Consider the following 23726-nt stretch of genomic DNA (forward strand, 5'->3'; position numbering starts at 1 on the left):
AAATTGGTTGATTTCTATACCCCGCGGCACCGCATGACGCTATGTCGTCAGCTTTTTTCTCGCTAATCTGTTGATAAGTGCAATTCAGTATTTATGTTCCGTTTATTTCATTGGAGTGGAACGCTGTAAAACAAAAGGACGTGTAAAAAAGAGGGCAACCGTCTGGCAGGGTTGCCAGACGGTGGAGGGATTATGCTTTACGCGTCGCTGCTTTCATTGCGGTCACGAACGCTTTCAATTCGCTCAGCATCTGCTCGGGCTTGTCCACGTTCTTCTCGATGATCTTCACAATCGCAGAGCCGGAAATGGCACCCGCTGCCTTCGCGTCAATCGCCGCGGTGACCTGATCCGGAGAGGAGATCCCGAAGCCCTGCAGCGGCGGCGCGGCATGGTACTCGGCCAGCTTTTCCACCAGATGATGCAGCGGCAGGGCCGCTTTATTCTCGGCGCCAGTCACGCCCGCGCGGGAAAGCAGATAGGTATACCCGCGTCCGTAAGAGGCTATCTGGCGCAGCAGTTCATCATCGGCGTTAGGCGGGCAGATGAAAATCGGCGCGACGTTGTGACGCATCGCAGCCTGGCGAAACGGCGCGGACTCTTCCACGGGCACGTCTGCTACCAGGACCGAGTCGACACCCACGCGCGCGCATTCTGCATAGAACTCGTCAACACCACGGTTGAACACCAGGTTGGCGTACATCAGCAGACCAATCGGAATGGTCGGGTGCTTCTGGCGGATCGCCGCCAGCATTTCAAAGCACTGGGTTGGGGTCACGCCTGCCGCAAAGGCGCGCAGGGTGGCGTTCTGGATGGTCGGGCCATCCGCCAGCGGATCGGAGAACGGAATACCCAGCTCCAGCGCGTCGGCGCCGGCTTCAATCAGGGCGTCGATAATCTTCAGAGACTGCTCAGGGCCGGGGTCGCCCAGCGTAACGAAGGGGACGAACGCGCCTTCCTGGCGGGATTTCAGTTCAGCAAATACGTTATCGTAGCGTTCCATCAGATTTCCCCTCGTGCTTTCAAAATATCGTGAACGGTGAAGATATCTTTGTCACCGCGACCGGAAAGGTTCACCACCAGCAGTTGCTCTTTTTCCGGGTTCTCTTTCATCATTTTCAGCGCGTGCGCCAGCGCGTGAGAAGACTCCAGCGCCGGGATGATCCCTTCGCTGCGGCACAGCGTTTTGAAGGCTTCCAGCGCTTCGTCATCGGTAATGGAGACATAGTCCGCGCGCCCCGTGCTGTTCAGGAACGCGTGCTGTGGCCCAACGGACGGGAAGTCCAGTCCGGCAGAAATTGAGTAAGACTCTTCAATCTGCCCTTCATCGGTCTGCATCATCGGGGCTTTCATGCCGAAGTAGATCCCCACGCGGCCATGCTTCAGCGGCGCGCCGTGCTCGCCGGTTTCAATCCCATGACCGGCAGGCTCGACGCCAATCAGCCCTACGCGGGTTTCGTCGATAAAATCGGCAAACATGCCGATGGCGTTAGACCCGCCGCCGACGCAGGCAATGACTGCATCCGGCAGGCGACCCTCTTTTTCAAGGATCTGCGCTTTGGTCTCTTCACCAATCATGCGCTGGAATTCGCGCACGATGGTCGGGAACGGGTGAGGACCTGCCGCGGTGCCGAGCATATAGTGCGCGGTTTCATAGCTGCCGGACCAGTCGCGCAGCGCTTCGTTACAGGCATCTTTCAGCGTCGCAGAACCGCTGTGCACCGGGATCACTTCCGCACCCATCAGGCGCATACGGAACACGTTCGGCGACTGACGCTCAACGTCTTTAGCACCCATATAGATGCGGCACTTCAGGCCGAGCAGGGCGCTGGCGAGCGCAGAAGCCACGCCGTGCTGGCCCGCGCCGGTTTCGGCGATGATTTCGGTTTTACCCATACGCTTCGCGAGCAGCGCCTGGCCCAGCACCTGGTTAGTTTTATGCGCGCCGCCGTGCAGCAGATCTTCACGCTTAAGATACAGCGTGGTTTTGGTGCCTTCGGTCAGGTTGCGGCATTTGGTCAGCGCGGTTGGACGCCCGGCGTAGTTTTTCAGCAGGTCGGTAAACTCCGCCTGAAACGCAGGATCTTTCTGCGCGCTCACGAACGCTTCTTCCAGCTGGCGCAGCGCGGGCATCAGGATTTGCGGAACGTACATCCCGCCGAATTCACCAAAATACGGGTTAAGTAATGTCGTCATCTTCTCTTCCTTAATATGCACGCAGAGTTTTAAATACCGAGGCCAGCTTGCTGGCATCTTTGATACCCGGTTGCGACTCTACGCCTGAATTGAAATCGAGGCCTGCGCAGCCGGTTTTCGCGGCTTCCACACAGTTATCCGGGCTTAGTCCGCCCGCCAGCAGGACGTTGTCCAGCTTTTCGCCGTTCAGCAGCGACCAGTCAAAACGTTGTCCGGTGCCGCCCTGGCCGTTGTCGAGCACGTATTTGTCAACGTGGTGAAGATTACGTGCGGGCAGGGTGGTGCCCACGCTTTGTGCTTTCCAGATTTGAACCTGCGGTGCCAGCGCGTCGCGCAGGGCATTGATATACGCCTGATCTTCATCGCCATGGAGCTGAACGGCACTCAGGGATAACGCGTCGGCTTTTGCCACAACATCCGCGACATCCGCATTGCGGAACACGCCAACATAGCTCAGCGGGGCCGCCGCGATTACCTTGCGGGCCTGTTCCTCATTGACTGCTCGAGGAGATGTGTCGACGAAGATTAAACCGCCATATATTGCTCCTGCCTCATACGCGGCCTGCGCATCCTGTTCGCGGGTCAGGCCGCAGACTTTGTTTTCACCCAGCAGCACGCGACGCACCGCCGCATTGAGGTCGTCATGTTCCATCATGGCGGAGCCAATCAGGAAACCGTTGGCGAAGTGGCTCAGCTCGCGCACCTGGGCGTAGCTGTTAATGCCGGACTCGCTGATCACCGTGACGCCCGCACCCAGACGTGGCGCCAGCTGGCGGGTGCGGTTCAGGTCAATCGACAAGTCGCGAAGATCGCGGTTGTTGATGCCGACCACTTTGGCTTCCAGCGCGATGGCGCGCTCAAGCTCTTCTTCGTTACTCACTTCGGTCAGCACGCCCATTTTCAGGCTGTGCGCCACGGCAGCAAGCTGGCGATACTGTTCGTCATCCAGTACCGAGAGCATCAGCAGGCAGGCATCGGCCTGGTAGAAACGCGCCAGCCAGATCTGATACGGGTCGATAATAAAGTCTTTGCACAGGATCGGCTGCGGTGCGATGCCGCTGACGATCGGCAGAAAATCGAAGCTGCCCTGGAAATATTTCTCATCCGTCAGCACGGAGATTGCCGACGCATGATGCTTATAAATACCGGCGATACGCGCCGGGTCGAAATCGTCACGAATAACGCCTTTTGAGGGAGAGGCCTTTTTGCACTCCAGAATAAAGGCGGTACGTGCACCCTGCAGGGCGTCATAGAAACGACGGCTGCTTGGGACGACGTCATTCTGGAAACTGGCAAGCGGCTGCTCTGCTTTGCGTGCTTCCACCCAGATGGCCTTATCGGCAACGATTTTCGCTAAAACGGTCTGCATTCTTTACCCTCTTGCCGCAAGTGCGGTAACGCGATCGTAAGCTGCACCGGAGCGCAGTACATCCAGAACTTTTTGAGCATTGGCCTTCAGGTCTTCCTCACCGTGCAAACGCATCAGCATGGCGACGTTGGCAGCCACGGCGGCCTCATGAGCGGCCTCACCTTTACCTTGTAGTAAGCGCGTCAGAATGTCACGGTTTTCTTCCGGCGTACCGCCTGCCAGCGCTTCCTGATGGTACGGCGTTAAGCCGAAATCAGACGCCTCAAGCTGATAGCTGAGTACTTCACCATCGTTAAGCTCGGCCACCAGCGTCGGCGCATGCAGCGAAACTTCATCCATTCCGCCGCTGTGCACCACGGCGGCGCGTTTGTAACCCAGCACGCGCAGCGTCTCGGCAATCGGCAGGACCAGCTCAGGGCTGTAAACACCAATTAATGCCAGCGGCGGATGGGCCGGGTTGATCAGCGGGCCGAGCACGTTAAACAGCGTGCGGGTTTTAAGCTGCTGGCGAACCGGCATCGCGTGGCGGAAACCGGTGTGGTACTTCGGTGCAAACAGGAAGCAAACGCCCAAATCGTCCAGCGCTTCACGCGAACGTTCGGCATTCATCTCCAGATTGATGCCAAACGCGGCCAGCAGATCGGACGAGCCTGAACGGCTGGAGACGCTGCGGTTACCGTGCTTGGCCACCTTCAGGCCGCAGGCCGCCGCCACAAAGGCGCTGGCGGTCGAAATATTGATGCTGTTGCTGCCGTCGCCACCGGTCCCGACGATATCCGCAAACTGATAGTCCGGACGCGGGAACGGGGCGGCATTTTCCAGCAGCGCGGTGGCCGCACCGGCGATCTCCTGCGGGCTTTCGCCGCGCACTTTCATGCTCACCAGCGCCGCCGCCAGTTGCTCAGGCTTCAGCTCGCCGCGCACGACGGCGGAAAAAAGCTGGTGGCTCTCCTGCTGGCTCAGGGTCTGGGCCTGATACAGTTTTTCCAGAATCGGCTGCAGGGTGTTGGTCTGCTCCAGCTTCTGTAACGCCCAGTCAAGGGTCTGTTCCAGCAGGCGGGCGCCATTGGAGGTCAAAATAGATTCCGGGTGGAACTGCATCCCGCAGACGCGATCCGCATCGTGGCGTACCGCCATCACCATCCCTTCAAACGAGGCGTTGATGGTCAGCCCGGCCGGAATGTTGCTGCCGACCAGCGAATGATAGCGCGCGACCGGGAGCGGATTCGGCAGCCCGGCAAACATTGCCTGGCCGTCATGTTCAATACTGGAGGCTTTACCGTGCAGGATCTCGCCCGCCTGGCCGACGTAACCGCCGTAAGCTTCCACGATTGCCTGGTGACCAAGGCAGATACCGATAATCGGCAGCTTGCCGCGCATGCGGGTCAGCAGTTCGGGCATACAGCCCGCTTCGCTCGGCGCGCCCGGCCCCGGGGAGAGCATCAGCACCGGGTTTTGCATGGTCGCCAGACGGTCAATCAGGGTCTGAGCAGGAACGTGGTTGCGGTAGATAACGACGTTGTGACCATTCGCACGCAGCTGATCTGCCAGGTTATAGGTAAAGGAGTCGATATTATCGAGCAGCAGAATGTCAGCCATCAGAAAATCTCCTGTGCGTGGTGTGCGGTAGCGATGGCGCGCAATACCGCGCGTGCTTTACTGCGGGTTTCGTCAGCTTCAGACTGCGGAACAGAGTCAAGAACAATCCCGGCGCCGGCCTGAACGGTGGCAATACCGTCTTCGACGTAGGCGGAGCGGATCACGATGCAGGTATCAAGGTCGCCGTGTGCGGTGAAGTAACCTACCGCGCCGCCGTAGCTCCCGCGACGACGTCCTTCCGCTTCGGCGATAAGCTGCATGGCACGCACCTTCGGCGCGCCGCTCAGGGTGCCCATATTCATGCAGGCACGGTAGGCGTGCAGCACGTCGAGGTCGCTGCGCAGTTCACCCACCACGCGGGAGACCAGGTGCATCACGAAGGAGTAACGGTCAACTTTGGTCAGGTCTGCCACGTAGCGGCTGCCCGGGGTGCAAATGCGCGCCAGGTCGTTACGCGCCAGGTCAACCAGCATCAGGTGTTCGGAGAGCTCCTTGTGGTCGGTTCGCATTTCCAGTTCGATGCGGCTGTCCAGATCGCGGTCCAGCGAGCCATCGGCACGACGGCCACGCGGACGGGTGCCTGCAATCGGGTAGATCTCAATCTGGCGGCTGGTGGCGTCGTACTTCAGCGAGCTTTCCGGCGAGGCGCCGAACAGCGTGAAATCATTGTCCTGCATAAAGAACATATATGGGCTCGGGTTGCTCTTCTTCAGCACGTCGTAAGCCGCCAGCGGTGACGGGCAGGGCAGCGAGAAACGGCGGGACGGCACAACCTGGAAAATCTCCCCGGCGCGAATAGCCTTTTGCATCTGGCGAACCACGGCCCCGTATTGATCGTCGGTCTGGTTAACGTCGCATGTCATTTTTTCCACGTGCTGTACCGGCAGTGCAGGCGGCGCTTCCGTCATCTGCTGCTGGAGCTGAGCGATGCGATGCTCAAGGCGGTTTTTCTCAGACGCAGACGGCGTGAACAGGCTTGCCTGGATGCGGGTATATTTTTTCTGATGGTCGATCACCAGCAGGGTTTCGGCCAGGTAGAAACAGTAGTCCGGACAGCGGTTGCCCTGCTCGGTTTCCGGCAAATCTTCAAAACCGGCGACCAGGTCGTAAGCAAACAGCCCGCCGAAGAACATTGCTTCGCGCTCATCTTCCGGCACGGTGACAAGATTTTGCAGCAGGCGGAAGGCATCGAACACGGACAGCGAGCAGAGGCGCGCGTCTTCGTCCAGCAGCTGGCTTACCGGCGGGAAATGCAGAATTCGCAGGTCCGGGTGACGTTCATTGTCGATGCCCGCGGGCAGAGCCGCATCCAGCAGCGGCAGCAGCGATGCGCCATTATCAGAGAGCGCCTTAATGGTGACGGTGTCACCTAACGCGGTAATGCGCAGCGCGCTGTCGACCAGCAGCAGGCTTTTCAGATCGTCCTTGCTGTCGATATCCGCAGACTCCAGCAGCAGCGTCGCCGGACGCGCGCCGCACACCTGATGAAACAGCGCGGTCGGGTTGTGGCGATAGACCGCCTCGCAGGTCAACAGTTCGAGATGAGGTTTGGCTGTTTGCATGTTGTGATTCTCATTTATTCTGTTCAAAAAAAAGCCCGCTGGGTAGCGGGCGGGTATCTGTTTGCATTTCGCAGATGCGTGACACTGCCCGAAGATCAGGAAGTGCGCCACCAACCGTGCAGAGTGAAATGTGCTGTCATTTTCAGATACCTTTCTCGTGTGAACTTGCGTACTAGTTAACTAGTTCGATGGCGTATTGTCAACCCTTGATTTCAGAATTTCACGTTAAGTCGGTATCATGGCGTTTTCGGATGTCTCCAACCTGTTATGGGAAGTGCTTTGAGCGATACCACCTACGCGATTATTTATGATTTACACAGCCATACTCAGGCCTCTGATGGCCTGCTGACACCCGAAGCCCTGGTTCATCGCGCGGTTGAAATGCGTGTCGGCACGCTGGCGATAACCGATCACGATACCACCGACGCCATTCCGGCAGCGCGCGCCGAGATTGCCCGCAGCGGGCTGGCGCTGAATCTGGTGCCCGGCGTCGAGATCTCGACCGTCTGGGAAAACCATGAGATTCATATCGTTGGCCTGAACATTGATATAGAACATCCGGCACTTCTTGCCTTTTTGCAAGAACAAAAAACGCGCCGCAACCAGCGCGCGGAGATGATCGGCGAGCGTCTGGAGAAGGCGCATATTCCGGGCGCGCTGGAAGGTGCGCAAAAGCTGGCGAACGGCGGGGCGGTCACCCGCGGTCATTTCGCCCGCTTTCTGGTTGAAGCGGGCAAAGCGACGACCATGGCGGATGTCTTTAAAAAGTATCTGGCGCGCGGGAAAACCGGATACGTTCCGCCACAGTGGTGTACAATAAAACAAGCTATTGATGTCATTCATCATTCTGGCGGTAGGGCCGTGCTGGCCCATCCGGGACGGTATAATCTTTCTGCTAAATGGCTGAAACGGCTGCTGGCGCACTTTGCCGAATGCGGTGGCGAGGCGATGGAAGTCGCCCAGTGTCAGCAGGCGCCCAACGAGCGCGCGCAGCTCGCGACTTACGCCCGCCAGTTTGGCCTGCTAGGGTCACAGGGCTCTGATTTCCACCAGCCCTGCGCGTGGATCGAGCTGGGACGCAAGCTCTGGCTACCCGCTGGCGTTGAGCCGGTCTGGCAGCTCTGGGAGCAGCCGCAGCAAATTGAAGAGAGGGAAGTATGAGTCAGTTTTTCTATATCCATCCGGACAACCCGCAGCCACGTCTGATTAATCAGGCTGTGGAAATCGTCCGCAAAGGCGGCGTAATTGTCTACCCAACCGATTCCGGCTATGCGCTGGGCTGTAAAATCGAAGACAAAGGGGCGATGGAGCGTATCTGTCGCATCCGCCAGCTGCCGGACGGCCACAACTTTACCCTGATGTGTCGCGACCTCTCCGAGCTGTCGACCTATGCGTATGTTGATAACGTGGCGTTTCGCCTGATTAAGAACAATACGCCGGGCAACTATACGTTCATCCTGAAAGGGACGAAGGAGGTGCCGCGCCGCCTGCTGCAGGAAAAGCGTAAAACCATCGGGATGCGCGTGCCGTCGAACTCGATTGCCCAGGCGCTGCTGGAAACCCTCGGCGAGCCGATGCTCTCCACCTCGCTGATGCTGCCGGGCAGCGAGTTTACCGAGTCCGATCCGGAAGAGATCAAGGATCGTCTGGAGAAGGTGGTCGAGCTGATTATTCACGGCGGTTATCTCGGCCAGCAGCCGACTACGGTTGTGGATCTGACCGAAGACGCGCCTGAAGTGATTCGTGAAGGCGTGGGTGATGTTAAGCCTTTCTTGTAAAGGTGTAAGCAGATATACTACGCGGCCATCAAAGCAGGGCTCGGCTCTGCTTTTGACCTGATTCGACGCCTGTGAAGGCGACACCTGAGGAAGCTCAATGAGCGAGAAGTTACAGAAAGTGCTGGCGCGCGCCGGCCACGGTTCGCGCCGTGAAATCGAAGCCATTATTGAAGCGGGCCGCGTGAGTGTGGACGGTAAAATCGCCACGCTGGGTGACCGCGTAGAAATCGTACCGGGGCTGAAGATCCGCATTGACGGTCATCTTATCTCCGTGAAAGAGTCCGCGGAACAGATCTGCCGCGTGCTGGCGTATTACAAGCCGGAAGGCGAGCTGTGTACGCGCAACGACCCGGAAGGTCGTCCAACGGTGTTTGACCGTCTGCCAAAACTGCGCGGCGCCCGCTGGATTGCGGTGGGGCGTCTGGACGTGAACACCTGCGGTCTGCTGCTGTTCACCACCGATGGTGAACTGGCAAACCGTCTGATGCACCCAAGCCGTGAAGTTGAGCGTGAATACGCGGTTCGCGTCTTCGGCCAGGTCGACGAAAATAAACTGCGCGATCTGTCGCGTGGCGTGCAGCTGGAAGACGGCCCTGCGGCGTTCAAAACCATCAAATTTACCGGTGGTGAAGGGATTAACCAGTGGTACAACGTGACCCTGACCGAAGGACGTAACCGCGAGGTGCGTCGTCTGTGGGAAGCGGTAGGCGTGCAGGTTAGCCGCCTGATCCGCGTTCGCTACGGCGACATTCTGCTGCCGAAAGGTCTGCCACGCGGTGGTTATACCGAGCTGGATCTTACCCAGACTAACTACCTGCGCGAGCTGGTTGGCCTGACGCCGGAAACCACTTCTAAAGTGGCGGTGGAGAAGGATCGTCGTCGTATGAAGGCGAATCAGATCCGTCGTGCGGTGAAACGCCACAGCCAGGTGAACAGCAATCGTCGCTCTGGCAGCCGGAATAACAACGGTTAATCGAAAAAGCCCGGTGAACTCACCGGGCTTTTTCTTTAGTAATCAATGCCAATTTGTGCTTTGATGCCTGCATCAAACGCATGCTTGACCGGACGCAGCTCGCTGACGGTATCTGCCAGCTCCAGAATCTCACGATGACACCCGCGACCTGTAACGATAACCGTCTGGTGCGCAGGGCGGTTCTTCAGTGCATCCAGCACCTCCTCCAGCGGCAGGTAGTCGTAGGCGACCATATAGGTGATCTCATCCAGCAGAACCATATTCAGCGAAGGATCGGCAAGCATTCTTTTAGCGTGCTCCCAGACGGCCAGACAGGCTGCGGTATCGGTTTCCCGGTTCTGCGTATCCCACGTAAACCCGGTCGCCATCACCTGAAACTCAACGCCGTGAGGCTCAAGCAAATTACGTTCGCCGTTGGGCCATTCCCCTTTGATAAACTGGATGACCCCCACTTTTTGCCCGTGGCCGACGGCGCGCGTAGCGGTGCCAAACGCGGCAGTAGTTTTGCCTTTACCATTGCCGGTAAAAACGATGACGATCCCTCGCTCGTCCTGGGCTGCCGCGACGCGCGCGTCAACCTGTTCCTTCAAACGCTGCTGTCGCTGCTGATGACGTTCTTCACTCATTGCGAAATTCCCGGTTTGCGGCCCGGCTGGGCATCAAAGGTCATTCCGGTTTTGCGGCGGCTGTCGTCGCCCATCAGCCAGAGATAGAGCGGCATAATGTCTGCCGGGGTTTTCAGCTTCAGCGGATCTTCCGTCGGGAACGCGCTGGCGCGCATGCTGGTGCGCGTACCCCCCGGATTAATGCAGTTTACGCGCAGATGGCGGCTCTGATACTCATCCGCCAACACCTGCATCATGCCCTCGGTCGCGAATTTTGAGACAGCATAAGCCCCCCAGTTTGCGCGTCCCTCGCGGCCTACGCTGGAAGAGGTGAAGACCAGAGATCCAGACTCGGATTTGAGTAATAAAGGAAGCAAGGCCTGCGTGAGGAAAAAAGTACCGTTAACGTTAACCTGCATCACCTGCTGCCAGATTTCAGGATCCTGTTCATCCATCGGACGCACTTCACCTAACAAACCGGCGTTGTGCAGTACGCCGTCAAGACGTGGGTAGTGGGTACTGATACGGTGAGCAAGCTCCTGGCAGAGCGCTGGGGTGCAGGTCAGCAAATCGAGCGTGTACCAGGGGGCAGGTGTGCCGCCTGCGGCCTCAATTTCCTGAGCGACCCCTTTGAGCTTTTCTTCGTTGCGCCCAATCAGAATTACGCTTGCGCCATATTCAGCGTACGTCAGGGCCGCTTCGCGACCAATACCATCGCTGGCGCCGGTGACAAGAATGATTCGGTTCTGCAGCAGGTTTTTTTGCGGTTGATAATGCACGATGACTCCTCAGGCGCACGGGGTCTCAATCACGCCTTCATAATGACTTTTCGGCTTTATGCCCGAATTAGCGTGAGAATTCAATCAGTCTACAGGACGCATTGCTGCAAAATTAACAATTTGCAAATATTTAAACCGCAGCGCGGGGATTCCTGAAGACGGCTCGCAGAGGTAATGTCACGGGCGAGACGCAGGGGCAGGGCTGTTGTACACTGCCGTGAAAGATTCGTGGTTAAATCAAGGTGGAACGCGTGGAATTACTTTCTCAATATGGGTTGTTTTTGGCCAAAATCGCGACGGTGGTGATTGCCATTGCCGTGGTTGCCGTTCTGATTGTCAACCTGACGCAGCGCAAGCGTCAGCGTGGGGAGTTACGCATCACCCGCCTGAGCGAGCAGTATAAAGAGATGCAGGAAGAGATGTCCCTCTCGCTGCTCGATAGCCATCAGCAGAAGCTGTGGCTGAAAGCCCAGAAGAAAAAACACAAGCAGGAAGCCAAAGCCGCGAAGGCGAAGGCAAAGCTCGCGACGCCGCAGGGCGACGCAAAACCCCGCGTCTATGTGCTCGATTTTAAAGGCAGCATGGATGCGCATGAAGTCGCTTCGCTGCGCGAAGAGGTGACTGCGGTTCTGGCCGTGGCAACGCCGCAGGATCAGGTGGTGGTGCGTCTTGAGAGCCCGGGCGGGGTGGTACACGGTTACGGGCTAGCCGCCTCACAGCTGCAGCGTCTGCGCGAGAAGCAGATCCCACTTACCGTGGCGGTAGATAAAGTCGCGGCGAGCGGCGGCTATATGATGGCCTGCGTGGCGGACAAAATCGTTGCGGCGCCGTTTTCCATCATAGGTTCGATTGGCGTGGTCGCACAGATCCCTAACTTTAACCGATTCCTAAAAAATAAAGAGATTGATATCGAACTTCACACGGCGGGTCAGTACAAACGCACCCTGACGCTGCTGGGGGAAAACACGGAAGAGGGGCGCCAAAAATTCCGTGAAGATCTGAATGAAACTCACCATCTCTTTAAAGACTTCGTACATCGCATGCGCCCAACGCTGGATATTGAACAGGTGGCGACCGGTGAGCACTGGTACGGCATCCAGGCGCAGGAAAAAGGGCTGGTGGATGAAGTAGGTACCAGTGATGACCTGCTGCTCAACCTGATGGAAGGCCGGGAGCTGGTAGGCGTGCGCTTTACACCGCGCAAACGGCTGATGGACCGCTTTACCAACAGTGCGGCGGAAAGCGCGGACCGCCTGCTGCTTCGCTGGTTACAGCGCGGACAAAAACCGCTGCTGTAAACAAAAACGCGAGGCATATGCCTCGCGTTTTGCATTAATCGACCAGGTGATATTTCTCTGAAAGCGTATGCGCCAGGTATTTAAACATATTAAACACGGCAGTGCTTTTCGGGGTCGGTAGCCCCTGCTCGTCAAGGAAGTATTCGCCGCTGAAAACCAGCACGCCATTACGTTGCTCAACGCCGGTGGCTTCAATGCCTGCCAGCGTATCTTCATGGTCACGAATAAGCTTGTTTGCTTCGATAAGCAGAGAGGCTCGGTCAATGGGTTGGGTCGTATTCTGCATAATCCACTCCTTAAACAGTGACAATAGTCTACGCTGGGGGCGCTTTGGGGGCAAATTTTCCCTGTAATGTGAGGGGATAAGATACAGAGGGCAGGTTGGCGGGATTTGCTTTTGCATGCTAATAAAGTTGCGTAACGAATTTTATCAGGTAGAGTGTGCGCTTTCGTCATTCTGGCAACAGAATTGCTTGACATTCGACCGGGAATTCGTCACGAATTATACGAGATGTGAGAAAAATACCCGAAAACTCAATGACCTGGATGTCACCATTCTGACGTTCGGTAAGACATAGGGGTTGATATCCCCTGACGCAGTCGCAATATCATTGGCTCGTCGTCAGCGGAAGGGAAATCAACGTGCGGCGTATTCCTGGAAGAATTAAATTAGGTAAAGGTGAATATGGGTAAAGCTCTCGTCATCGTTGAGTCCCCGGCAAAAGCCAAAACGATCAATAAGTATCTGGGTAATGACTACGTGGTTAAGTCCAGCGTTGGTCACATCCGCGATTTGCCGACCAGTGGCTCAGCCAGCAAAAAGAGCGCAGACTCTACCTCCACCAAAGGGGCTAAAAAGCCTAAAAAGGATGAACGTAGCGCGCTTGTCAACCGCATGGGTGTTAACCCATGGCACAACTGGGATGCACAATATGAAGTGCTGCCCGGGAAAGAAAAAGTCGTTAACGAGCTGAAGCAGCTTGCTGAAAAAGCAGACCATATCTATCTCGCAACCGACCTTGACCGCGAAGGGGAAGCCATTGCGTGGCACCTGCGGGAAGTGATCGGGGGTGATGACAAACGCTACAGCCGTGTAGTGTTTAACGAAATTACGAAGAATGCGATTCGTCAGGCGTTTGAGAAGCCGGGCGAGCTGAATATCGACCGTGTGAACGCCCAGCAGGCGCGTCGCTTTATGGACCGCGTTGTGGGCTACATGGTTTCTCCACTGCTGTGGAAAAAGATTGCCCGCGGCCTGTCTGCAGGACGCGTGCAGTCTGTAGCCGTGCGTCTTGTCGTTGAGCGTGAACGCGAAATTAAAGCCTTCGTGCCGGAAGAGTTCTGGGAAGTTGACGCCAATGTCACCACCCCGGGCGGTGATGCGCTGCCGCTGCAGGTAAGCCATCACAACGATAAGCCTTTCCGTCCTGAAAACCGCGATCAGACCATGGCCGCCGTGGCGCTGCTGGAAAAAGCGCGCTATCAGGTACTGGAACGCGAAGATAAGCCGACCAGCAGCAAGCCTGGCGCGCCGTTTATCACGTCCACACTGCAACAGGCGGCGAGCACCCGTCTGGGTTACGGCGTGAAGAAAACCATGATGATGGCCCAGCGCTTGTATGAAGCGGGTTACATCACCTACATGCGTACTGACTCAACGAACCTGAGTCAGGACGCGGTGAACATGGTGCGCGGCTACATCAGCGATAACTTCGGTAAAAAATACCTGCCGGAAAGCGCCAACCAGTTCGCCAGCAAAGAGAATTCTCAGGAAGCGCACGAAGCAATTCGTCCCTCTGATGTCTCTGTTTTAGCCGAGTCGCTGAAGGATATGGAAGCCGACGCCCAGAAGCTGTATCAGCTGATCTGGCGTCAGTTTGTCGCGTGTCAGATGACGCCAGCGAAATATGATTCCACTACGCTGACCGTCGGTGCGGGCGATTTCCGTTTGAAAGCACGCGGTCGTATCCTGCGCTTCGACGGCTGGACGAAAGTGATGCCTGCACTGCGTAAAGGTGATGAAGACCGTACGCTGCCTGCGGTAAACAAAGGCGACGAGTTGTCGCTTGTCGACCTGGTTCCGGCCCAGCACTTCACCAAGCCGCCTGCGCGCTTTAGTGAAGCGTCGTTGGTTAAAGAGCTGGAAAAACGCGGGATTGGTCGTCCGTCAACCTACGCGTCAATCATCTCGACCATTCAGGACCGCGGTTACGTTCGCGTAGAGAACCGCCGTTTCTATGCCGAAAAAATGGGTGAGATTGTCACTGACCGTCTGGAAGCTAACTTCCGCGAATTGATGAACTACGACTTCACCGCGCAGATGGAAGACAGCCTCGACGAAGTGGCCAGTCACAAGGCGGAGTGGAAGAAGGTTCTCGATAGCTTCTTCAGCGACTTTACCAACCAGCTTGAGAAAGCGGAGAAAGATCCTGAAGAGGGCGGCATGCTGCCTAACCAGATGGTTCTGACCAGCATCGACTGCCCGACCTGCGGCCGCAAGATGGGGATCCGTACTGCGACAACGGGCGTGTTCCTTGGCTGTTCAGGCTATGCGCTGCCACCAAAAGAGCGCTGCAAAACAACCATCAACCTGGTGCCGGAGAACGAAGTTCTCAACGTGCTGGAAGGTGATGATGCGGAAACCAACGCCCTGCGCGCGAAACGCCGCTGCAAAAAATGCGGCACGGCGATGGACAGCTATCTGATCGATCCTAAACGTAAGCTGCACGTGTGTGGTAACAACCCGACCTGCGACGGGTATGAGATCGAAGAGGGTGAGTTCCGCATTAAAGGCTATGACGGCCCGATTGTGGAGTGCGAGAAGTGTGGCTCTGAGATGCACCTGAAAATGGGGCGTTTTGGTAAGTACATGGCCTGCACCAACGACGAGTGTAAGAACACGCGCAAAATTCTGCGCAATGGTGAGGTTGCTCCGCCGAAGGAAGATCCGGTTCCGCTGCCAGAATTGCCGTGTGAAAAATCCGACGCGTACTTCGTGCTGCGTGATGGTGCCGCAGGTGTCTTCCTGGCCGCCAACACCTTCCCGAAATCGCGTGAAACGCGCGCCCCGCTGGTGGAAGAGCTGCATCGCTTCCGCGATCGTCTGCCTGAGAAGCTGCGTTATCTGGCCGATGCGCCACAGCAGGATCCTGAAGGCAATAAGACGGTGGTCCGTTTTAGCCGTAAAACGAAGCAGCAGTACGTTGCGGCAGAGAAAGAGGGTAAAGCGACCGGATGGTCCGCCTTCTTTGTCGATGGCAAATGGGTTGAAGGCAAGAAATAATCTTTCTTAACCGTAGCTTACCCGTGAAAGGGCCGGACTTCCGGCCCTTTTTTATTACCTTATTATTATTTTTTGTTCCGTACTATACAGTCAGGCTATAAGTGATATAGTGGTTATAGTTAACACTTTTTTTATTATCAAATCGTCTTAAGCGATTGACCGCGTGCGCTAAATCGGATGGTCTGGCATGAAATTACAACAGCTTCGTTATATCGTTGAGGTGGTGAATCACAACCTTAATGTCTCTTCCACCGCCGAGGGGCTATATACCTCGCAACCGGGCATCAGCAAGCAGGTTCGCATGCTGGAGGATGAATTAGGTATTCAGATTTTCGCCCGCAGTGGTAAGCACCTTACCCAGGTGACGCCAGCGGGGCAGGAAATCATCCGTATTGCGCGGGAAGTCCTTTCCAAAGTCGATGCGATTAAGTCTGTGGCGGGGGAACATACCTGGCCGGATAAAGGCTCGCTGTATATTGCCACGACGCACACCCAGGCGCGCTATGCGCTACCGGGCGTTATCAAGGGCTTTATCGAGCGTTATCCGCGCGTCTCCCTGCATATGCACCAGGGATCGCCGACGCAAATTGCGGAGGCGGTGTCGAAGGGCAATGCAGATTTTGCCATTGCAACGGAAGCGCTCCATCTCTATGACGATCTGGTCATGCTGCCGTGCTATCACTGGAACCGCTCCATTGTGGTGACCCCTGATCATCCGCTGGCGGGCAAAGGGTCGGTGTCAATCGAAGAGCTGGCGCAATATCCTCTGGTCACCTACACGTTTGGCTTCACCGGACGATCTGAGCTTGATACCGCCTTCAACCGGGCCGGGTTAACGCCGCGGATTGTCTTTACCGCCACCGATGCCGACGTCATAAAGACCTATGTACGGCTTGGCCTGGGGGTAGGGGTGATCGCCAGCATGGCGGTCGACCCGGTGTCAGACCCTGACCTGGTGCGTCTTGATGCGCATGATATTTTCAGCCACAGCACGACAAAAATTGGCTTCCGCCGCAGTACCTTCCTGCGAAGCTATATGTATGATTTTATTCAGCGCTTTGCTCCGCATTTAACGCGTGACGTGGTGGATACCGCCGTGGCATTACGATCAAATGAAGATATCGAAGAGATGTTTAAAGATATCAAACTCCCCGAAAAATAATCACACCCGGTATCTTTCCCTGAGGGAAAGATACCGAAATATCGGCTTAAAGCTAAATTAGAATTATCATCATCTGCACTTCCCCTGCCATATATTGTCATTATCCTTTTAATTTGTGTGGCTTTAATGTCGTGAATTGGCGACAAAAATAGAAACTAATTAACGGCTACGCAAATTTTTCTTTTCAAATATTTATTTCTGGTCAAAAGATTGAATATTTCATGCCTCTTGATGCGTAAATTCACTGGCTTTTCGGCTAAAGTTTCTTTAGGATTTATCTCAACAGATGATTAATTGTACCAATTGTTTGGTCCTAAATGATAAGCGATATCGATTGTATGAGGTTAGCAATGCCTTCAGGAAGTGAAGAACCGCAAAGGGATCCTGCGCTCAAGCGTAAAGCCTGGCTGGCGGTCTTTCTCGTTTCCGCCCTGTTCTGGGTGATTGTTGCTCTCCTGGCCTGGAAATATTGGGGTTGAATATGGCAGTGACGGTACGTACAGAAACGGCAAAGCGGATGTGTCAGCATCATGACACTGTTCACAAGGGACGCAAAGCGCCTGCAACAGCAGTGCCAGCATCCTGGAAACTGACGCCGCAGCAGCAGGCTTTTATTGATGTGTTCGCGGAAGACGAACCCAAAAAACAATAATTTAGTTTATTGCGTAATGATGCAGTTAGTCTGAATAATGACTATGCGCCTTTGTACTCTTTAATAAATACACATCAGCAATATAGCACGAGGACCTGCCTCGGAATGTTTAATAAATAATGCCTGGTGTCCCTATGATGAATAACATGATGTCTCAAAAATACTGGTCATGGATCGGCGTTTTTACCCTGTCGATTCTGTTCTGGAGTCAGCTCATCTGGCTGGCCGTCCACTAAATCGTAAAACCTCGCTGCGGCGGGGTTTTTTGTTTTACCCTCCTCTGGACCATTCCTAAATTTATCAATTTGGGTTGTTATCAAAACGTTACGACATCTTTGTGTTATCTTTAATTACGGCCCTGATGATTGTCAGGACATCTCTGTAATTAAGGAGGAGCTTATGTCGTTAACCCTACGCGAAGCCAGTAAGGACACGTTACAGGCAGAAAATAAAACCTGGCACTACTATAGCCTGCCGCTGGCTGCCAGAACGCTTGGGGACATTTCGCGTTTACCCAAGTCCCTGAAAGTTTTGCTGGAAAATCTCTTGCGCTGGCAGGACGGTGACTCCGTGACCCTCGACGATATTCAGGCGCTGGCAGGGTGGCTTAAGAATGCCCATGCCGACAGAGAAATTGCCTACCGCCCGGCAAGGGTTCTGATGCAGGACTTCACCGGCGTTCCTGCCGTGGTGGATCTCGCCGCCATGCGTGAGGCGGTTAAACGCCTCGGCGGCGATACGGCTAAAGTGAACCCGCTTTCACCCGTCGACCTCGTGATTGACCACTCCGTAACCGTTGACCACTTCGGTGATGACGATGCCTTTGGCGAGAACGTGCGTCTCGAGATGGAGCGAAATCACGAGCGTTACGTCTTCCTGAAGTGGGGTCAGCAGGCGTTCAGCCGCTTTAGCGTGGTTCCACCCGGCACCGGTATTTGTCACCAGGTTAACCTTGAATATCTCGGTAAAGCCGTCTGGAGTGAATTGCAGGACAAAGAGTGGGTGGCTTATCCGGACACGCTGGTGGGTACAGATTCCCACACCACCATGATTAACGGCCTCGGCGTGCTGGGCTGGGGTGTCGGCGGTATCGAAGCGGAAGCCGCCATGCTCGGTCAGCCGGTCTCCATGCTTATCCCTGATGTTGTGGGCTTTAAGCTCACCGGGAAGCTGTCTGAAGGCATTACCGCCACCGATCTGGTGCTCACCGTAACCCAGATGCTGCGTAAGCATGGTGTGGTGGGAAAATTTGTTGAATTTTACGGTGACGGGCTGGATTCGCTGCCGCTGGCTGACCGCGCGACCATCGCCAACATGGCGCCAGAATATGGTGCAACCTGCGGATTTTTCCCCATTGATGACGTCACGCTGGAGTACATGCGCCTGAGCGGACGCAGCGAAGAGCAGGTGGCGCTGGTGGAGGCGTATACCAAAGCGCAGGGCATGTGGCGCAATCCGGGGGATGAGCCGGTATTTACCAGCACGCTTGCGCTTGACATGGGAAGCGTTGAGGCGAGCCTCGCCGGTCCGAAACGTCCGCAGGATCGCGTAGCGTTAAGCGACGTGCCAAAAGCGTTTGCCGCAAGCAACGAGCTGGAAGTTAACGTGGCGAAGAAGGACCATCGCCCAATCGACTATGTTCTGAACGGACATCAGTATCAGCTCCCGGACGGCGCGGTTGTCATAGCCGCCATTACCTCCTGCACCAACACCTCAAACCCCAGCGTATTAATGGCTGCCGGCCTGCTGGCTAAAAAAGCGGTTGAGCTGGGACTGAAACCACAGCCCTGGGTCAAAGCCTCCCTGGCACCGGGCTCCAAAGTGGTCTCGGATTACCTGGCGCAGGCCAGGCTAACGCCGTATCTTGATGAGCTGGGCTTTAACCTCGTGGGCTATGGCTGTACCACCTGCATCGGTAACTCCGGCCCGCTGCCTGAACCTATTGAAACGGCGATCAAGCAGGGCGATCTGACGGTTGGCGCAGTCCTTTCCGGTAACCGTAACTTTGAAGGACGTATTCATCCGCTGGTGAAAACCAACTGGCTCGCTTCGCCGCCGCTGGTGGTGGCCTACGCGCTCGCCGGGAACATGAATATCAACCTGGCTACCGATCCTATTGGTCACGACCGCAAGAATGAGCCGGTCTATCTGAAAGATATCTGGCCGTCCTCACGTGAAATTGCGATGGCCGTTGAAAAGGTCTCCACCGAGATGTTCCGCAAAGAGTATGCGGAAGTGTTTGAAGGCACGCCGGAATGGAAAGCCATCAACGTTGTGGGCTCGGACACCTATGACTGGCAGGACGATTCCACCTATATCCGCCTGTCGCCGTTCTTTGATGAAATGCTGGCCGAGCCTGCACCGCTTCAGGATATTCACGGGGCGCGCATACTGGCGATGCTGGGGGATTCCGTCACCACTGACCATATCTCTCCGGCGGGGAGCATCAAAGCCGACAGCCCGGCGGGCCGTTATCTGCAAAGCCGGGGCGTGGAGCGCCGCGATTTTAACTCCTACGGATCGCGCCGCGGTAACCATGAAGTAATGATGCGCGGGACGTTTGCCAACATCCGCATTCGTAACGAAATGGTTCCGGGCGTGGAAGGGGGGATGACGCGCCATCTTCCGGGGACGGAAGTCGTGTCGATTTATGACGCAGCCGTCAAATATCAGCAGGAAGGTACGCCGCTGGCGGTGATCGCCGGGAAAGAGTACGGTTCCGGCTCCAGTCGTGACTGGGCGGCGAAAGGTCCGCGACTGCTTGGCGTTCGCGTGGTCATCGCCGAGTCGTTTGAACGTATTCACCGCTCGAACCTGATTGGCATGGGGATCCTGCCGCTTGAGTTCCCGCAGGGCGTCACGCGCAAAACGCTGGGCCTGACGGGGGAAGAGCAGATTGATATTAGCGGCCTGCAAAACCTGCAGCCGGGCAAAACGGTGCCGGTGAAGCTTACGCGAGCAGACGGGAAAAGCGAGGTACTGGAATGCCGGTGTCGTATTGATACGGCAACCGAACTGACCTACTACCAGAACGACGGCATTTTACATTATGTGATTCGTAAAATGCTGGATTGATAAAAAAAGCCCGGCATCTGTGCCGGGCTTTTTACTTTCACTCTTTCAGAAGATGGCCCATTTTGGCCGCCTTGGTATCAAGATAGTGGGCATTTTTCGGGTTGCGGCCGACAATCAGCGGTACACGCTCGACGATGTTGATCCCGGCTTCGGTGAGGATTTCCACCTTTTTGGGATTATTGGTCAGCAGGCGAACTTCGTCCACGCCCAGCAGCTTGAACATATCGGCGCAGAGGGTGAAATCACGTTCATCGGCGGCAAAACCGAGCTGGTGGTTGGCTTCCACCGTATCGTAGCCCTGGTCCTGCAGCGCGTAAGCGCGGATTTTATTCAGCAGACCAATGTTACGACCTTCCTGACGGTGATAGAGCAGCACGCCGCGGCCTTCTTCGGCAATATGGGTAAGGGCAGCTTCGAGCTGGAAACCGCAATCACAGCGCAGGCTGAACAACGCGTCGCCGGTCAGACACTCCGAATGGACGCGGGACAGCACCGGCGTCTGCCCTGAAATGTCGCCGTAGACCAGCGCGACATGATCCTGTCCGGTTGCCAGTTCTTCAAACCCCACCATCAGGAAATCGCCCCATGGGGTTGGCAGTTTGGCTTCTGCCACACGTTTAAGCTGCATGTGATTCTCCAGAGTAGGCTGACACGTTTCGTGCCTTGCGCCTGTTTTGCTTTCTGTATTTGTCCATTTTGCCACAAGCTCAGCACGTTCGCCTAATGGGCGCCATGCTATATGAACGTTAAACGCACGATCCGACATATCCACCCATCGAATGAATTTCAGTTATGATTGTGAGGCTTAGCGAAAAAGGAGAAGACATGCTTTCAATCGCCAGACGTACGGCAGCAGGCGCGGCCATTTTACTGATTATGCCTTTGGCCGTGTGGGTCTCCGGCTGGATGTGGCAGCCGGGGCAGAATGCCACGTGGCTGAAAACGTTATACTGGGTAACGGAGACGGTCACGCAGCCGTGGGGAATTATTACCCACGTTATCCTCTGCGGCTGGTTCTTGTGGTGCCTGCGCTTTCGACTGCGCGCGGCGTTGATGCTCTTTGCTATCCTCGGTGGCGCGATCGTTATTGGACAGGGCGTGAAGTCCTGGGTGAAGGATCACGTTCAGGAGCCAAGACCTTTTGTCGTCTGGCTGGAAAAAGCGCACCATGTTCCGGTGGATGAGTTCTACAATTTAAAGCGTAAAGATCGCGGCGCGCTGGTGAAAGAACAGCTTGCGGAACAGGAAGATATTCCAAAGTTCCTGCGTAAGCACTGGCAAAAAGAGACGGGATTCGCGTTTCCTTCCGGCCATACGATGTTTGCAGCCAGCTGGGCGTTGCTGGGCGTTGGGCTGCTTTGGCCTCGACGTCGCACCATGACCATCGCGATTTTACTGGTTTGGGCGACAGGGGTGATGGGCAGCCGCTTGCTGCTGGGAATGCACTGGCCGCGGGATCTGGTGGTCGCTACGCTGATCTCCTGGATGCTGGTGACGCTGGCAACCTGGCTTGCAGAAAGGTTCTGCGGCCCGCTCACGCCACCACCTGAAGAGAAAGAAGAGATCGCCGAAAGGGAGCAAAGCGACGCCTGACGGTTGATATTGTGCATTTTGCCCATAAATCCATGACGTGCGCGTTACTTTTTCCGTTTCGCGCCCGTCGCTAAAATGGTAGTTTATAAGGCTGATTGCGGTGAGTTGAACACACTTTATTCGCTTGAACCACATAACGGGAAGTAATGTGAAATATTTACTCATTTTCTTACTGGTATTGGCGATTTTTGTCATTTCAGTCACATTGGGTGCACAAAACGATCAACAGGTGACGTTTAACTATCTGCTGGCGCAGGGTGAGTATCGGGTCTCCAGCCTGCTGGCGGTCTTATTTGCTGCAGGCTTTGCCATCGGCTGGCTGGTTTGCGGTCTTTTCTGGTTGAAAGTTCGTGTTTCTCTTGCGCGCGCTGAACGTAAAATTAAACGACTTGAACAGCACATTGCGCCTGCGTCCGACATGCCGGAAAGTTCAGGTGTGCCGGTCGTGAAGGAATAATCGACTATGCTGGAGTTGTTGTTTCTGCTTTTGCCTGTAGCCGCAGCCTATGGCTGGTATATGGGCCGCAGAAGTGCGCAACAAACGAAACAGGATGAGGCTAACCGACTCTCCCGCGACTACGTTGCGGGGGTGAACTTCCTCCTGAGCAATCAGCAGGACAAAGCGGTAGACCTGTTCCTCGATATGCTGAAAGAGGATACGGGGACCGTCGAAGCCCACCTCACTCTCGGTAACCTGTTCCGCTCGCGCGGCGAGGTTGACCGTGCTATCCGTATCCACCAGACCCTGATGGAAAGCGCCTCCCTGACCTACGAACAACGTCTCCTGGCGGTACAACAGCTGGGCCGAGACTATATGGCCGCGGGGCTGTACGATCGCGCTGAAGATATGTTCACACAGCTGGTGGATGAAACGGATTTCCGTATCGGCGCGTTGCAGCAGTTACTGCAGATTTACCAGGCCACCAGCGACTGGCAGAAAGCCATTGATACGGCCGAGCGTCTGGTGAAGCTGGGCAAAGACAAGCAGCGCGTTGAAATTGCGCATTTCTACTGCGAGCTTGCCCTTCAGCAGATGGGCAACGACGACATGGATAAAGCCATGGCGTTGCTCAAGAAAGGCGCCGCCGCGGACCGCAATAGCGCGCGTATCTCTATCATGATGGGGCGCGTTTTTATGGCCAGCGGCGACTACGCTAAAGCCGTTGAAAGCCTGATGCGGGTGATTGACCAGGACAAAGAGCTGGTCAGCGAAACGCTTGAAATGCTGCAAACCTGCTATCAACAGCTGGACAAGCAGGAAGAGTGGGTGGCATTTCTGCGCCGTTGCGTGGAAGAGAATACCGGCGCGACCGCTGAGCTGATGCTCTCTGACGTGGTTGAGCAGTATGAGGGGAGCGACACCGCACAGGTTTATATTACCCGTCAGTTGCAACGTCATCCCACGATGCGCGTATTCCACAAGCTGATGGACTACCATCTGAACGATGCGGAAGAAGGGCGCGCGAAAGAGAGCCTGATGGTGCTGCGCGACATGGTTGGCGAGCAGGTGCGCAGCAAGCCGCGCTACCGTTGCCAGAAGTGTGGTTTTACCGCCTACACGCTCTACTGGCATTGTCCGTCCTGCCGGGCCTGGTCCACCATCAAGCCCATTCGCGGCCTGGATGGGCAGTAATTTTTTAAAAAGCCTTCATTTTAGTTACAACATACCGATGGCTTTTACCGCTTTCTCAACACCGTGCGGCTTGCTGGCCTGGCAGGGGCATAAATGGATTCTGTCAATTTGCGGCGACGGCAGGTAGAATGCAGGCCGTTTATCTGTTCCGCGCCGCTGCGCGCCCATAGAC

Annotated in this window: 22 protein-coding genes and 1 other annotated feature; of the genes, 13 read left to right on the plus strand and 9 right to left on the minus strand. The window is 55.8% G+C overall.

From position 1 onward, the window contains the following. Nucleotides 1-190: 190 nt before the first annotated feature. The 5 genes from trpA to HBA26_RS05755 are packed head-to-tail and all read right to left on the minus strand — an operon-like array spanning nucleotide 191 to nucleotide 6723. A complete protein-coding gene (gene trpA, locus HBA26_RS05735; RefSeq protein ID WP_063437440.1) occupies nucleotides 191-1000 on the minus strand; it encodes a tryptophan synthase subunit alpha in 810 nt (269 codons plus the stop codon). Beyond that, nucleotides 1000-2193 carry a tryptophan synthase subunit beta gene (gene trpB, locus HBA26_RS05740; protein WP_028013413.1) on the minus strand — a complete coding sequence of 398 codons (1194 nt, stop codon included), beginning with the start codon at nucleotides 2191-2193 and terminating at the stop codon, nucleotides 1000-1002. Before trpB ends, trpA begins: the two co-directional genes overlap by 1 nt. Nucleotides 2194-2203: 10 nt before the next feature. Further along, nucleotides 2204-3562: a bifunctional indole-3-glycerol-phosphate synthase TrpC/phosphoribosylanthranilate isomerase TrpF gene (gene trpCF / locus HBA26_RS05745; RefSeq protein WP_126345835.1), complete on the minus strand. Its 1359-nt coding sequence runs from the start codon at nucleotides 3560-3562 to the stop codon at nucleotides 2204-2206. Nucleotides 3563-3565: 3 nt separating this feature from the next. Further along, complete coding sequence (gene trpD, locus HBA26_RS05750) at nucleotides 3566-5161, minus strand: bifunctional anthranilate synthase glutamate amidotransferase component TrpG/anthranilate phosphoribosyltransferase TrpD (RefSeq protein ID WP_028013411.1); 1596 nt, start codon at nucleotides 5159-5161, stop codon at nucleotides 3566-3568. Further along, on the minus strand, nucleotides 5161-6723 hold the full coding sequence (locus HBA26_RS05755; RefSeq protein WP_049138277.1) for an anthranilate synthase component 1: 1563 nt from the start codon (nucleotides 6721-6723) through the stop codon (nucleotides 5161-5163). The genes trpD and HBA26_RS05755 overlap by 1 nt, the downstream gene beginning before the upstream one ends. A gap of 25 nt (nucleotides 6724-6748) precedes the next feature. Further along, nucleotides 6749-6842, minus strand: a sequence feature (Trp leader region). Nucleotides 6843-7002: 160 nt separating this feature from the next. On the opposite strand from HBA26_RS05755, the gene rnm reads away from it, so the two are divergent. The 3 genes from rnm (at nucleotide 7003) to rluB (ending at nucleotide 9474) form a co-directional block, all read left to right on the plus strand. Continuing rightward, nucleotides 7003-7884, plus strand: a complete 882-nt coding sequence (gene rnm / locus HBA26_RS05765) for an RNase AM (protein ID WP_166720820.1) — start codon at nucleotides 7003-7005, stop codon at nucleotides 7882-7884. After that, nucleotides 7881-8501 carry an L-threonylcarbamoyladenylate synthase gene (locus HBA26_RS05770; RefSeq protein WP_126345836.1) on the plus strand — a complete coding sequence of 207 codons (621 nt, stop codon included), beginning with the start codon at nucleotides 7881-7883 and terminating at the stop codon, nucleotides 8499-8501. The genes rnm and HBA26_RS05770 overlap by 4 nt, the downstream gene beginning before the upstream one ends. Nucleotides 8502-8598: 97 nt before the next feature. After that, nucleotides 8599-9474, plus strand: coding sequence for a 23S rRNA pseudouridine(2605) synthase RluB (rluB, locus tag HBA26_RS05775; protein ID WP_028013408.1), 876 nt, complete (start codon nucleotides 8599-8601; stop codon nucleotides 9472-9474). Between the two features lie 35 nt (nucleotides 9475-9509). On the opposite strand, the gene cobO is transcribed toward rluB, so the two are convergent. Further along, complete coding sequence (gene cobO / locus HBA26_RS05780) at nucleotides 9510-10100, minus strand: cob(I)yrinic acid a,c-diamide adenosyltransferase (RefSeq protein WP_126345837.1); 591 nt, start codon at nucleotides 10098-10100, stop codon at nucleotides 9510-9512. Continuing rightward, complete coding sequence (locus HBA26_RS05785; protein WP_028013406.1) at nucleotides 10097-10858, minus strand: YciK family oxidoreductase; 762 nt, start codon at nucleotides 10856-10858, stop codon at nucleotides 10097-10099. Before HBA26_RS05785 ends, cobO begins: the two co-directional genes overlap by 4 nt. A 251-nt stretch (nucleotides 10859-11109) precedes the next feature. On the opposite strand from HBA26_RS05785, the gene sohB reads away from it, so the two are divergent. Next, the gene (sohB, locus tag HBA26_RS05790; RefSeq protein WP_126345838.1) at nucleotides 11110-12156 is read left to right on the plus strand and encodes a protease SohB; all 1047 of its coding nucleotides are present in this window, start codon (nucleotides 11110-11112) and stop codon (nucleotides 12154-12156) included. Nucleotides 12157-12190: 34 nt separating this feature from the next. Here sohB and HBA26_RS05795 read toward each other — a convergent pair whose 3' ends face one another. Beyond that, a complete protein-coding gene (locus tag HBA26_RS05795; protein ID WP_003856804.1) occupies nucleotides 12191-12442 on the minus strand; it encodes a YciN family protein in 252 nt (83 codons plus the stop codon). 399 nt (nucleotides 12443-12841) lie between these two features. On the opposite strand from HBA26_RS05795, the gene topA reads away from it, so the two are divergent. The 6 genes from topA (at nucleotide 12842) to acnA (ending at nucleotide 20328) form a co-directional block, all read left to right on the plus strand. Beyond that, nucleotides 12842-15439 carry a type I DNA topoisomerase gene (gene topA, locus HBA26_RS05800; protein WP_041909639.1) on the plus strand — a complete coding sequence of 866 codons (2598 nt, stop codon included), beginning with the start codon at nucleotides 12842-12844 and terminating at the stop codon, nucleotides 15437-15439. A 187-nt stretch (nucleotides 15440-15626) separates the two neighbouring features. After that, nucleotides 15627-16601 carry an HTH-type transcriptional regulator CysB gene (gene cysB, locus HBA26_RS05805; RefSeq protein ID WP_028013403.1) on the plus strand — a complete coding sequence of 325 codons (975 nt, stop codon included), beginning with the start codon at nucleotides 15627-15629 and terminating at the stop codon, nucleotides 16599-16601. Nucleotides 16602-16939: 338 nt separating this feature from the next. Beyond that, nucleotides 16940-17080, plus strand: a complete 141-nt coding sequence (locus HBA26_RS05810) for a YmiA family putative membrane protein (RefSeq protein ID WP_243854827.1) — start codon at nucleotides 16940-16942, stop codon at nucleotides 17078-17080. Nucleotides 17081-17082: 2 nt separating this feature from the next. Next, nucleotides 17083-17253: a hypothetical protein gene (locus HBA26_RS05815; protein WP_032644881.1), complete on the plus strand. Its 171-nt coding sequence runs from the start codon at nucleotides 17083-17085 to the stop codon at nucleotides 17251-17253. 137 nt (nucleotides 17254-17390) lie between these two features. Next, nucleotides 17391-17489: a small membrane protein YmiC gene (gene ymiC / locus HBA26_RS22870; protein ID WP_032644994.1), complete on the plus strand. Its 99-nt coding sequence runs from the start codon at nucleotides 17391-17393 to the stop codon at nucleotides 17487-17489. 163 nt (nucleotides 17490-17652) lie between these two features. Beyond that, nucleotides 17653-20328 carry an aconitate hydratase AcnA gene (gene acnA, locus HBA26_RS05820; RefSeq protein WP_028013402.1) on the plus strand — a complete coding sequence of 892 codons (2676 nt, stop codon included), beginning with the start codon at nucleotides 17653-17655 and terminating at the stop codon, nucleotides 20326-20328. 37 nt (nucleotides 20329-20365) lie between these two features. Here acnA and ribA read toward each other — a convergent pair whose 3' ends face one another. After that, complete coding sequence (ribA, locus tag HBA26_RS05825; protein ID WP_028013401.1) at nucleotides 20366-20956, minus strand: GTP cyclohydrolase II; 591 nt, start codon at nucleotides 20954-20956, stop codon at nucleotides 20366-20368. Between the two features lie 197 nt (nucleotides 20957-21153). Between ribA and pgpB the strand changes: the two genes are divergently transcribed. The 3 genes from pgpB (at nucleotide 21154) to lapB (ending at nucleotide 23554) form a co-directional block, all read left to right on the plus strand. After that, nucleotides 21154-21921, plus strand: coding sequence for a phosphatidylglycerophosphatase B (gene pgpB, locus HBA26_RS05830; protein ID WP_116339495.1), 768 nt, complete (start codon nucleotides 21154-21156; stop codon nucleotides 21919-21921). 148 nt (nucleotides 21922-22069) lie between these two features. Next, complete coding sequence (locus HBA26_RS05835) at nucleotides 22070-22378, plus strand: LapA family protein (protein WP_028013399.1); 309 nt, start codon at nucleotides 22070-22072, stop codon at nucleotides 22376-22378. A gap of 6 nt (nucleotides 22379-22384) precedes the next feature. Further along, nucleotides 22385-23554 (plus strand): lipopolysaccharide assembly protein LapB, encoded by a 1170-nt coding sequence (gene lapB / locus HBA26_RS05840; RefSeq protein WP_041909646.1) that lies wholly within the window; start codon nucleotides 22385-22387, stop codon nucleotides 23552-23554. The last annotated feature ends 172 nt before the right edge of the window (nucleotides 23555-23726 follow it).

The organism is Enterobacter sp. 725m/11 (assembly GCF_011683705.1).
GTDB classification, from domain to species: domain Bacteria; phylum Pseudomonadota; class Gammaproteobacteria; order Enterobacterales; family Enterobacteriaceae; genus Enterobacter; species Enterobacter bugandensis.

Excerpts from the sequence above, each read along its gene's own strand:
- trpA (WP_063437440.1), bottom strand. The coding sequence starts at position 1,000 with ATGGAACGCTACGATAACGTATTTGCTGAACTGAAATCCCGCCAGGAA.
- trpB (WP_028013413.1), bottom strand. The coding sequence starts at position 2,193 with ATGACGACATTACTTAACCCGTATTTTGGTGAATTCGGCGGGATGTAC.
- trpCF (WP_126345835.1), bottom strand. The coding sequence starts at position 3,562 with ATGCAGACCGTTTTAGCGAAAATCGTTGCCGATAAGGCCATCTGGGTG.
- trpD (WP_028013411.1), bottom strand. The coding sequence starts at position 5,161 with ATGGCTGACATTCTGCTGCTCGATAATATCGACTCCTTTACCTATAAC.
- HBA26_RS05755 (WP_049138277.1), bottom strand. The coding sequence starts at position 6,723 with ATGCAAACAGCCAAACCTCATCTCGAACTGTTGACCTGCGAGGCGGTC.
- HBA26_RS05770 (WP_126345836.1), top strand. The coding sequence starts at position 7,881 with ATGAGTCAGTTTTTCTATATCCATCCGGACAACCCGCAGCCACGTCTG.
- rluB (WP_028013408.1), top strand. The coding sequence starts at position 8,599 with ATGAGCGAGAAGTTACAGAAAGTGCTGGCGCGCGCCGGCCACGGTTCG.
- cobO (WP_126345837.1), bottom strand. The coding sequence starts at position 10,100 with ATGAGTGAAGAACGTCATCAGCAGCGACAGCAGCGTTTGAAGGAACAG.
- HBA26_RS05795 (WP_003856804.1), bottom strand. The coding sequence starts at position 12,442 with ATGCAGAATACGACCCAACCCATTGACCGAGCCTCTCTGCTTATCGAA.
- topA (WP_041909639.1), top strand. The coding sequence starts at position 12,842 with ATGGGTAAAGCTCTCGTCATCGTTGAGTCCCCGGCAAAAGCCAAAACG.
- cysB (WP_028013403.1), top strand. The coding sequence starts at position 15,627 with ATGAAATTACAACAGCTTCGTTATATCGTTGAGGTGGTGAATCACAAC.
- HBA26_RS05810 (WP_243854827.1), top strand. The coding sequence starts at position 16,940 with ATGAGGTTAGCAATGCCTTCAGGAAGTGAAGAACCGCAAAGGGATCCT.
- HBA26_RS05815 (WP_032644881.1), top strand. The coding sequence starts at position 17,083 with ATGGCAGTGACGGTACGTACAGAAACGGCAAAGCGGATGTGTCAGCAT.
- ymiC (WP_032644994.1), top strand. The coding sequence starts at position 17,391 with ATGAATAACATGATGTCTCAAAAATACTGGTCATGGATCGGCGTTTTT.
- acnA (WP_028013402.1), top strand. The coding sequence starts at position 17,653 with ATGTCGTTAACCCTACGCGAAGCCAGTAAGGACACGTTACAGGCAGAA.
- ribA (WP_028013401.1), bottom strand. The coding sequence starts at position 20,956 with ATGCAGCTTAAACGTGTGGCAGAAGCCAAACTGCCAACCCCATGGGGC.
- pgpB (WP_116339495.1), top strand. The coding sequence starts at position 21,154 with ATGCTTTCAATCGCCAGACGTACGGCAGCAGGCGCGGCCATTTTACTG.
- lapB (WP_041909646.1), top strand. The coding sequence starts at position 22,385 with ATGCTGGAGTTGTTGTTTCTGCTTTTGCCTGTAGCCGCAGCCTATGGC.